At 44.8% G+C, this 11393-nt stretch carries 9 protein-coding genes; 8 read left to right on the forward strand and 1 reads right to left on the reverse strand.

What is annotated here, in order from left to right; all coding sequences use genetic code 11:
* The coding region (locus tag QUA77_RS27355) for a hypothetical protein (protein ID WP_333453718.1) at positions 1–241 on the forward strand (241 nt) is incomplete at its 5' end.
* 75 nt (positions 242–316) lie between these two features.
* On the forward strand, positions 317–1378 hold the full coding sequence (locus tag QUA77_RS27360) for a calcium-binding protein (RefSeq protein WP_333453720.1): 1062 nt from the start codon (positions 317–319) through the stop codon (positions 1376–1378).
* A gap of 653 nt (positions 1379–2031) precedes the next feature.
* On the opposite strand, the gene QUA77_RS27365 is transcribed toward QUA77_RS27360, so the two are convergent.
* Entirely contained in the window at positions 2032–3663 is a 1632-nt protein-coding gene (locus QUA77_RS27365; protein WP_333453722.1) for a leucine-rich repeat domain-containing protein, read from the reverse strand.
* Between the two features lie 402 nt (positions 3664–4065).
* Between QUA77_RS27365 and QUA77_RS27370 the strand changes: the two genes are divergently transcribed.
* The 6 genes from QUA77_RS27370 (at position 4066) to QUA77_RS27395 (ending at position 11319) form a co-directional block, all read left to right on the forward strand.
* Complete coding sequence (locus QUA77_RS27370; RefSeq protein WP_333453725.1) at positions 4066–6903, forward strand: CHAT domain-containing protein; 2838 nt, start codon at positions 4066–4068, stop codon at positions 6901–6903.
* A gap of 444 nt (positions 6904–7347) precedes the next feature.
* Positions 7348–8016, forward strand: coding sequence for a cytochrome b6 (gene petB, locus QUA77_RS27375; protein WP_015174799.1), 669 nt, complete (start codon positions 7348–7350; stop codon positions 8014–8016).
* A 184-nt stretch (positions 8017–8200) separates the two neighbouring features.
* A complete protein-coding gene (petD, locus tag QUA77_RS27380; protein ID WP_333051797.1) occupies positions 8201–8683 on the forward strand; it encodes a cytochrome b6-f complex subunit IV in 483 nt (160 codons plus the stop codon).
* Positions 8684–9052: 369 nt separating this feature from the next.
* Positions 9053–9286: a hypothetical protein gene (locus QUA77_RS27385; RefSeq protein ID WP_333453727.1), complete on the forward strand. Its 234-nt coding sequence runs from the start codon at positions 9053–9055 to the stop codon at positions 9284–9286.
* A 184-nt stretch (positions 9287–9470) separates the two neighbouring features.
* Positions 9471–9947: a helix-turn-helix transcriptional regulator gene (locus QUA77_RS27390; protein WP_333453729.1), complete on the forward strand. Its 477-nt coding sequence runs from the start codon at positions 9471–9473 to the stop codon at positions 9945–9947.
* Between the two features lie 691 nt (positions 9948–10638).
* Positions 10639–11319, forward strand: a complete 681-nt coding sequence (locus QUA77_RS27395) for a DUF7948 domain-containing protein (RefSeq protein ID WP_333453731.1) — start codon at positions 10639–10641, stop codon at positions 11317–11319.
* Positions 11320–11393 lie beyond the last annotated feature (74 nt).

Raw genomic sequence — 11393 nt, forward strand, 5'->3', positions numbered from 1 at the left:
CTGCCTATCTTTTTTTAGCACACATTGGCTCAATCCTTACAAAGGTATGGGTTTCAGGCTGGTTGTTACCCCCCCAGGAAAAAAAGAGAATGTATTAACCGCCCCGGACAAGGGATTGACGCTGATTTACGCAGATGTCGAGAAGAGAGATAGGAATAATTCCGATGCTAACAGATTTGATATCAGGACTAAAGTCCTTACAAAATACAAAATTCAAAATTTGAAATTGCGGGGAGGGTAAAAATCTAAAATCTAAAATCTAAAATCTAAAATTGAGTGACTGTAATTGTGAAATAGTTTTCAGGAGGACAAGTTTATGGTAGTTATATGCGGTGACAATCTCGATAATTTGCTAGCCGGTGAAATTGGCGATGATTCCCTGTGCGGGCTTGGAGGCAATGATATTCTATCTGGTTTGGGTGGTAATGACACTTTAGATGGCGGAGAAGGAAATGATAGTCTCGTAGGTGGAGGCGGTAGCGATCGCCTTTTGGGCTACTCTGGTAACGACAGTCTCAGCGGTGGCGAAGGCAATGACAAACTTGAAGGAGGTGCCGGCAACGATCTTCTTGAGGGTGGCGAAGGCGCGGATTTAATCAGAGGAGAAAACAATAACGACAGTATCTTGGGATGGGCTGGCAATGACTGTCTTTACGGCGGTCAAGGCAATGATACGGCGATCGGAGGAGATGGAGACGATCGCTTGTTTGGTGGCAGCAACAACGACTTTTTAATGGGCGGCAAAGGTAGGGATCGCCTGTTAGGAGAGAGTGGGAACGACACTGTAATAGGTGACTTAGATAATGACTACATTAACGCCAATACAGGAGACGATTTGCTTGAGGGAAATCAAGGCAACGACACCCTGATTGGCGGGCCCGGTAAGGACATCATATCGGGTTACGGCTTTTCCTCAACAGTAGCACAAATCGATTATTTAATCGGGCAAAGTGATGCTGACATATTTGTTCTCGGTTCGTCAAATGCCCGCCCTTACCTCTTCTATGGCGGTGAAGGTCGCCATGCCGTTATTGAGGATTTTAACCGGATCAAAGGCGACAAAATCCAAGTCGTTGGTTTCGTACAAGATCGTAATATTCCTCGCTTCTTCTTTTATCGATTTGAATCTTATGATGACGGTATCACACGGGGAACTCGGATATTTGTCGGATCGGATTTAATCGCCGACGTTAAAAATGTTACAGATGTGAGTCTATCCGATTGCGCGAGTCTTTCGACAGGCTTTACACCGCCATCGCGAGACTTTCCATCCTTCCCGTCTCTGCCGGAAATTCCCTTCCCGATACCGCCGCTTCCCACTCCTTTCTCGCCAATACTGCCAGTTTTTGTGGAAAGTTTGCCTTCTTTTCAATTGTGATTAAGTAAGTAGGTGATAAAAAACTCAACTATGTTAAAAAGGGTCTATATATCTTATTTTTACCCAAATATTGTTCAGACATGAATCCGATACAATTGGAGTGGCAACATATCAAAAAAAACGAGCTAGCTGCGACATTTGTTTGAGGATGAATTAGAGCTGGCTTATGCCGTAATTAATGGGTAGAAGCTAGAGTAAAAAAAGGAAACTACCCTACAAAACGCATTAAATTTAGCTCCGAGCTGGTTACTTAATTTTTTGTTACATAGTTATAAACTTTCCCACCGACTTACTTATCTGATCGATCGACCGAACATGATATGACGGGATTTACGCAGGAGGCTCAAGGATAGGGGCAACCACGGGGGGATTGCTCCTACAGGATATAGGGGTAATGCGTAAGTCCCGATAAGATAGTGTTCGATCGAGTCCCGGTAACAACAACTGGCTTAGAGATATACTAGAGTCAATCGATTTTAGATTTTAGATTTTAGATTTTAGATTGACCCCACGGATAAATGCGGGGGCTTGAGGATTTTAGATTTTCGATTTTGGATTGATTCCACGGATAAATCACGTGGCGGATACCATCAAGAAATTCTTGGTAAATTCCGATCGGCAAGAGGGTTTGCAAGTTCAGCAACGCATTTTTCTCAAAACTGGCAAACTTCTGACCCACTGACTAACCCACTGACTGGACAACTTTGCCGCGCGATCGCATTATCTGCCACCTCAAGCGAACTCAGATTTTTTAGTGCTGCTAGAGGACTGAAATCTGCAACTGGATTGAAGCGGAGATTAAGCGATCGCAAATTTATCAGTTTTGCCAAAGGGCGAACATCTTTGACTTGATTGCCTTCAAGATTGAGCCCAGTGAGGTTTGTCAGTTCCGCTAGCGGACTAACATCTTCAATTTGCTTGCCCTTAAGGTTAAGAAACTTCAGATTTATCAGCCTCGCCAGAGGGCCGACATCTTTGATGTGGTTGCCTTCAAGGTAAAGGTAAGTCAGGTTTGTTAGTCCCGCTAGAGGACTAACATCTTCGATTTGATTTTTGTCGAGGTAAAGCGAACTCAGATTTTTTAATCCTGCTAAAGAGCTAACATCTTTGATTTGGTTATTCTCAAGGTTAAGCGAACTTACGTTTTTTAGTCCTACCAGAGATCTGACATCTATTTGATTACCTTCAAGGTTAAGCTGCTTCAAATTTGTCATTTCTGCTAAAAAGCTGACATCTTTGATTTGGTTGTATTCTAGATCGAGCTGATTGAGCTTTGTCAGTCCCGCTAGCGGACTAACATCTTTAATTTGGTTATCTTGCAGATAAAGCCTAGTCAACTTTGCCAGTTTTGCCAGAGCGCTGATATCTTCTACTTGGTTGAAGCGAAGATTAAGCCAATACAAATTAGTCAATCCTGCCAGAGGGCTGACATCTTTGATTTGGTTGAGAGTGAGGATAAGCTCATTCAGGTTGTTTAGTCCTGCTAGAGGGCTGATATCTTTGATTTGGTTGTTTTCGAGGTTAAGCTTATTCAGGTTGTTTAGTCCTGCTAGAGGGCTGATATCTTTGAGTTGATTACTTTCAAGGCCAAGGCTCTTCAGGTTTGTCAGTCCTGCTAGAGGGCTGATATCTGCGATTTTGTTGGCAATCAGAGCGAGCCAAGTTAGGTTTGTTAGCCTCGCCAAAGCTCTAACATCTGCAATCTGGTTTTTGTCAAGATTAAGCCCAGTTAATTTTGTCATTCCTGCGAGCGGGCTGACATCAGTAATTTTGTTATTGTAGAGGGAAAGCCTAGTTAGATTTGTGAGTCCTGCTAGAGGGTTAACATCAGCAATTTGGTTGTTGTAGAGGTCAAGCTCCTTAAGGTTTTTTAGTCCTGCTAGAGAGTTAACATCAGCAATTTGGTTGCCACCGACAGAAAGCTCCTTAAGATTTTTTAATCTTGCCAAAGGGCTGACATCTATAATTCGGTTGCTGTCGAGGCGAAGCTCTTCCAAGTTTGTCAATTCTGATAAGGGACTCAGGTCACTGAGCCCTTTCTGACCGAGGTAAAGTTCAGTGAGACTTGACAGATTTTTGGCAGCGAGTTCGCAATCATTTGTACCTGCTTTTGCTAACAGCACCTCTACAGTGATTCTCGCCTCGGCTGACAAACTGGCTTGCTTTTGACACCACTCTTTAAAAGAACTCCCGCTATTAGGTTCGGCGGCTTGAGCGATTCCCCATCCCCAGCCACTGAACGCCCACATATTTATTATCAGAGCAACTGTGCTAATCGATTTCATAGTAGATCAACTCCGCATAAGATTAAGTAGGGTGTGTGACGGCTAAAAATGACGGCTCTCCTGGCTATGCGGTGATTGATATAGCTTATGTGTTTTAGGGTAAAGATTTCAGCGATTTCATCACTAAAGTTTTGTAATTTTCGATACACTTCCAACCACAAATCCAAGAGAGCTAAAATGACTAAAATCAATGGTAACATTGGAGAATTGCCGTCACGCACCGTCCGGGTTAAATGGTGCATTACGCTGTCGGTAACGCACCCTACGTATTTCAGATATCGCCTTCAGTATAGTTAAAAAAAGATAGTGGATATCCTCAAAGATAGTGTATATTCTCACTATCGATGAGAAATATGTCAAATTGACAGCAATCTGTACTTTCTGTCGATCGAGGATTGAACCATGCGTCTACATCTAGTCAGCCTCAGCTTTGCCACTCTGCTGCTTTCGCTAACCTCTCCCTTGTTACCATCTACCTTGAGTCTCTCGCCTTTAGTCGCGCAGGCGCAAACAAATCAAGATCGGAAAGCTATAGGCGATCGCCTGTTGAGAGAAGGTAAATATCTGAATGTAAGGCACAGCTATGCAGCAGCTATCAGGAAATTCCAGGAAGCCTTATCGATTTATCAAGAAATAGGCGACAAAGCAAGCATTGGAGAAACTCTCTACAACATTGGATACGTTCACTACAACCAGAAAGAGTATGAGCAAGCATTAGATTACTTCCAGCAAGCTTTGCCTATTCGACGGGAGGTAGGCGATGGCGATGGGGAATTAGTAACCCTCAACGTGATGGGGTGGGTTTACCACGAGCAAGGTGGTCAACTTGCCAAGCAAAGTCAATATCGAGAAGCTTTAGAGAAATTTCAGCAACTCCTGGTTATTCAGAGAAAACTTGGTCAGAAGGAAGCGGAAGGGTTAACTCTCAACCTAATTGGGATAGCTTACACTAACCTGGGAGAGTATGAATTAGCCTTGGATTTCTATCAGCAAGCGTTAGCGATTCCTCCACCGTATTTCGCGGAAGATCGGCTGACAAAGCTGTTCAACGCGGGGAGGCTTTACGAGGCGCTAGGACAGTACGAACGGGCTTTGAAGTTGTATGAGGAATCCTTAGAAATCTCCCGAGAACGTGTACTACTTGTATTTGACAGCAGGGACGCGATTGGCAGCATTGGGGGTGAAGTCAGAAATCTCAACGCGATCGCAAGCAATCACTCCCGACTAGGAAATTACGAATTAGCCTTGAAGTTCTATCAGGAAGCCTTAGCAATCCTCAAAACAATTGATGACAAAACAGACAAAAAAAACCTGGAAGCAGGAACGCTCCACAATATTGGTGTTGTTTACCTCAAACAAGGAAAGTATGAATTAGCATTGAAGTTCTTGCAGGAAGCTTTAACCATTCTAAAACCACTTGGCTACACGAAGTCGGAAGGGGTAATACTCAGTAATATTGGCCAAGTATACTTTGAGCAAGGAAAGTATGAATTAGCCTGGGATTTTTATCAGCAAGCCTTGGTAATTCTCCAGGAATTTGGCAACAAGGCGGATGAAGGACACGCTCTCAAAAACATCGGTTACTTGCTAGAGAAACAAAACCAACCAGAATTAGCGATTGTGTTCTTCAAGCAATCAGTAAACGCCAGAGAAGTGATTCGCAAGAATATCAAGGGACTTCCTCAAGAATTCCAGCAATCCTACACAGAAACCATTGCTAAAGATTATCGCCACTTAGCCGATCTCCTCCTCAAACAAGACCGAGTTCTCGAAGCCCAACAAGTGATAGATTTACTCAAAATTCAAGAACTGGAAGATTATCTCAGCAATGTGCGCGGCAACGAACAAACTGCTCAAGGAATTCCCAATACTCCCTCAGAAGAGCAAATTCAAAAAGGCTACGAAGCCCTTTTAAATAAAGCAATTCAACTCGGTAAAGAACTCGTCAACATCGAAAAGATTCCACCTGCTAACAGAACCCCCGCCCAGCAACAGCGTATTCTAGAGTTGAGAAAAAATCAGCAAGAAATTTCTCAACAGTTTCAAGAATTCCTCAAAAGTCCAACCGTAACTGCACTGGTGACGCAACTGAGGCAAGTCACGGGTGGAGAAACTCTCAATCTTGCCAATTTCAATAGTTTACGAGACAACCTCCAAAAGCTGCAACAAAACGCTGTTATTCTCTATCCCTTGGTTCTTGATGACCGATTGGAACTGATTTTAGTTACCCCTTATTCTCCTCCGATTCGCCGCACTGTGGCTGTGAAACGGGAAGAACTTAATGGTGCCATTGCTGATTTCCGTGTTAATATAACAAATCGGAATGGCAAGATGGCCGATGCTGAAGTTGCGGGTCAAAAGCTTTACCAATTGTTGATTAAACCGATTGAAAAAGACTTAGCACAAGCGGATGCTAAAACTATTATCTACGCGCCTGACGGACAGTTGCGCTATATTCCGCTTGCTGCCTTACACGATGGCAAAGAATGGTTAGTGCAGCGCTTCCGCATTAACAATATTACTGCTGCCAGTCTGACTGATTTTAATACAAAACCTCAAAATAATTTGCAAATTTTAGCGGCTGCTTTTACCCAAGGCAGTTATAAATTCAGAGTTGGTACGAGAGATTTCACAATGTCGGGACTGGAGTTTGCGGGTCGAGAAGTGGAAAATTTAGCGACGACAATTCCGGGTACAACGAAACTCTTGGACAACCAATTTAACCGCGATACTGTGTTGTTGATGAATGATTATTCCATTGTTCATCTTGCGACTCACGCGGCTTTTTTAGTTGGTGAACCGGAAGATTCTTTTATTATGTTCGGGAATGGCGATCGCGCGACGCTACGAGAGCTCAAAACCTGGTCGTTACCCAAGGTGGATTTAATCGTCCTGAGTGCCTGCCAAACGGCTGTAGGCGGCAGATTAGGTAACGGTGAGGAGATTTTGGGGTTTGGCTATCAGGTGCAGCGTACAGGCGCTAGGGCCGCGATCGCCACGTTGTGGTTCGTAGACGATGGTGGCACGCAAGACTTGATGGATGCCTTCTATGCCGCCTTGAAGCAAGAGAATATGACCAAAGCCGAAGCCTTACGCCAAGCGCAAATTGCCCTGATTACAGGCAACTATGCAGCATCAGGACAACAACCCATTAGCAGCAGCGCCCCGTCACAACTGAGTAACAGCCTGAGCCACCCCTTCTACTGGGCACCTTTTATTCTGATTGGCAATGGTTTGTGAATCGATCGACCCAAAAGGTGAAGTTTTACGATCGAGATGAAATTTGGCCTCTCCCGGCAAACCTGTTTCCGGCTCGGACTGCTTGCTGTAGCTCAGCCCTCCCCGCATACTAGCTTGGGCGGATGTTGAGATTCCTAAAAAAGCCTTTTAAGAGTCCAAAAAGCGATCGCCCGCGTGAAAATTGCACGGCAATTATGTTACATTTTTTATCACAGTCTGGAATTCGATCGGGCAACGCCAGCGAGTAGGGACAAGCCACCGCTTAGTTTCCCAGGGCTTGCAGGCGATCGCACAAGAGAGTTCCTTTCGTCAGCTCCAAATTTAAAAAATAGCCTCAGGCATTTGCTAGTAAAAGCAAGCTGCTCGGCGCGGGGCGACAAAAAACCTTGTGGCTGCTGCCCTGAACCTCAACCACAGCAATATTCTTTTAGGAATTCTGGCTCCATGTTTTCTAAACAAATCACCGACTCAAAAACCTACCAGTGGTTTGAGGAACGCCTGGAAATTCAGGCGCTCGCCGATGACATCACTACAAAGTATGTACCCCCGCACGTCAATATTTTCTACTGCTTGGGCGGAATTACTTTAGTTTGCTTTCTGATCCAGTTTGCCACCGGCTTCGCCATGACTTTCTATTACCGTCCCACGGTAGCAGAAGCTTTTTCTTCAGTGCAATACCTGATGACTGAAGTCAACTTCGGCTGGCTGATCCGCTCCATCCACCGCTGGTCTGCCAGCATGATGGTGCTGATGATGATTTTGCACATCTTCCGGGTTTATCTGACAGGCGGCTTCAAAAAGCCCCGCGAATTAACCTGGGTGACAGGAGTAATCTTGGCAGTCATCACTGTTTCTTTCGGCGTGACCGGCTATTCCCTGCCTTGGGATCAAATCGGTTACTGGGCAGTTAAAATCGTTTCCGGCGTCCCCGAAGCTATCCCGTTTGTCGGTTCTTTGATGGTTGAACTGCTGCGTGGCGGTGTCAGCGTTGGTCAAGGCACTTTGACCCGTTACTACAGCTTGCACACTTTTGTGTTGCCTTGGCTGATTGTAGTCTTCATGCTGGCTCACTTCTTGATGATTCGCAAGCAAGGTATCTCTGGCCCGTTGTAAGTTTTGAGTTGTGGGGGCGGTATTTTTTTTGCCCCCCCGCCCAATTGTGAGTTGAAAATTCAGAATTCATCACTCATGATATTTATTTACGGCTAATACTTCCTGCGATCGCGCCGCTGATTCAAACTAACGAATACAGCGTAATGGCAGGCCCGGGTAAAACTAAAAGGAGAACACTCTCACTATGTCTATTATCAAAAAACCAGATTTGAGCGATCCCGCGCTCCGCGCTAAGCTCGCTAAGGGCATGGGTCACAACTATTACGGCGAACCAGCTTGGCCTAATGACTTGCTCTACGTTTTCCCTATAGTCATCATGGGAACGATTTCTCTGTGCGTGGGTTTGGCTGTACTAGACCCGGCTTTGGTTGGGGAAGCTGCTAATCCTTTTGCTACTCCGCTGGAAATTCTGCCGGAATGGTATTTGTGGCCTGTGTTCCAACTCCTGCGCGTTTTGCCTAACAAATTGTTGGGTATTGCTTGCATGGCCGGTGTTCCCGTTGGCTTGATTTTGATTCCGTTCATCGAGAATGTTAACAAGTTCCAAAATCCGTTCCGCCGCCCTGTTGCTACTACTGTTTTCCTGTTGGGAACTGCCGTAACTCTGTGGTTGGGTATTGGTGCTATTTTCCCGATCGACAAATCTTTCACTCTGGGTCTTTTCTAAGATTTAAGTTTGCTTGATTTTGACGCCTGCGGGTTTCCTGTAAAGTGCTTTTGTACTGCTGGGAAACTTTAGCGGGCGTCATTTGATTTTAGATTTTAGATTTTAGAGTTGGGATTGGGGATTGGGGATTTTATATTTATATCTCTAAAATTTAATAATTATCGGTAATTAATTGTAGGCGCAACGACTGGTATAAAAGTGCCGATGAGCGATCGACCCTCCACCGCCCTAGGGTCAAATTCCATTAATTTTTATTGCGAAATTTTGACAAACAGAGCGAGAATATGTATCGTAAGTGCGGGGTATCTTTTGTATAACAGGAAGAACTTCAGACCTATAGAATAATAGCAACTCTCCCAGGTGCAAGCTATGTCCCCAGAGAAAGCATTAATTCTTGATTTTGCCCAGACAGACGCGATGAAATCGATTCTCCCCCATCCCGCAATCCTGTCAAGTCACGGGGCAAACTGGGAGGGAATTCATGTCGAATATCACCATCAGCCGCCAAGCGAATCCCCCGAACACTGTCTGCAACAGCACACCATTGGCATGATACTCTCTCCAACTATTGGGGGAGCCAAACTGAACGAAACACTACGGTAGCGAACCCTGCCAGAGTGGACAGATTTTTATCGCTGCTGCTGGTACTGATTACCACCCCTATGCAGCCGAAGACCATGAATTTATTGCGATCGCACTAGAACCTACCGATTTCGACAATACAGTTTGCGAATCGACAAATTCCAATCAGATTGAAATTATACCGCACTGGCAAATCCGCGATCCGTTGATTCTCGGCATTGGCTGGGCCCTCAAAACCGAACTCGCATCCGGTGGATTAAACGGTACTCTTTATGTCGATGCGCTGAAAAACGCGCTTTCACTTCATATACTGCACCGCTATTGTGCACAAAAAACCAAGATGCGAGATTTTGAAGGCGGTCTTGATCCTCACAAATTACAAATAGTTATTGACTACATAAATGAGTACATACACAGAGATTTGCACTTAAGTGAACTTGCTAATTTAGTGCAGATGAGTCCTTATTATTTCGGTCGTTTGTTTAAACAATCAATTGGAGTCACGCCCCATCAGTACGTGATTCAGTGCCGGATTGAAAAAGCCAAACAGTTATTGAAAAGGCAAGATTTATCAATAACCTATATCTCGCAGCAAGTCGGGTTTCACGACCAAAGTCACTTTAGCAAGACTTTCAGCAAAATCGTCGGTTTGACTCCTAAGAAATATCGCGATCAACTTTAATAAAGGTAACACCCGCAGTCTGGCAGGGGTTTTTAACCCCTGGCGGGCTGTCGGACTCTCGGACTTACCCAAAGTTTTTGGCATTCTTGAGTTTTTGCATTCACCCGCAAGTCCGGCGGGGAATTAATTCCCCGTCGAGAGAGCGAAAGTCGGTTTCAACCGACTGATCAATCCAATTAAATTATCATCAACACCAGTCCTCTTTGAGAGCGTTTCACGGAGGCCGAGCACCCGTTATGAATCAAAGAAACTCTTTCTCCCCTGCTCCCCTGCTCCCCCTCTCCCCTTCTCCCCTTCTCCCCTGCGAGTTTCTTAGGAGCGTTTCACGGAGGCCGAGCACCCGTTATGAATCAAAGAAACTCTTTCTCCCCTGCTCCCCTGCTCCCCCTCTCCCCTTCTCCCCTTCTCCCCTTCTCCCCTGCGAGTTTCTTAGGAGGACTTTCGCTATGAGACAGGGGTTTTTAACCCCTGGCGGACTCTCGGACTCTCGGAATATCGAACTGGCGGAATGTCGGACTCTGGCACTTACTGACTGATCGCACCCGTCAGCGTTGTTACAAATATTCATAAAATTAGGTGAAATTTCGCAAGAAAATTGTATTTTTCGCAAATTTTCCGCAAGAATTTACAATACAGCCGAGCTCGTAATTTTGTAGAGTTGCTCGCATAACATTAACCAGGGGTACCAGCTATGAGCTCTCAAAATCAACAGGCATCTTACGGTCAAATTCCCTTAAGTTTTATTGCAAATGCTGGACAAACAGACCCCAATGTGAAATTCCAGGTAAAAGGCGCCGGTCACAGCATCTATTTCACTCCAAACGAAATTTCTTTCGTCGCTTTCCAGGCACCGAATGAACCGGGGAAGGAAGCAACATATTCTTCAGTTGTCCGCAGCAGCTTAGCCAACAGCAACCCGAACCCCACAATTTCCGGGCTGGAACAATTGCCGGGAGTTGCTAACTTTCTTTTAGGCGAAGATTCTAGTCAATGGCAGACTAATGTGCCTACTTTTAACGGCGTTGTTTATCAAAACGTCTATCAAGGAATTGACCGCGTTTTTAAAGGAACAGAAGGACAACTTAAGAGCGAATTCTTGGTTGCACCTTTTGCCGATCCGAGTCAAATTAAGATGAACTATAGTGGTGTTAACGACATCCGGTTGCGCGACGACGGGGCACTGATATTAGAGACACCGCTAGGCGAATTAATTGATAACGCACCGATAGTTTATCAAGATATCAACGGACAGCGGGTGAACGTTCCCGCAGCTTACAATTTATTAGGAAACAATCAAGTTAATTTTAGTTTGGGATATTTTGACCCCACTCAACCCCTAGTTATTGACCCGGTTTTAGCTTACTCGACTTAAGTAGTCAAACAAAATTAATTACACAAACAACTAATATGATATAATAAAAAATATCAAGTTTTGTTCAAAGAGGT

This window comes from Microcoleus sp. K5-D4 (assembly GCF_036704575.1).
Taxonomy (GTDB): Bacteria; Cyanobacteriota; Cyanobacteriia; order Cyanobacteriales; family Microcoleaceae; genus Microcoleus.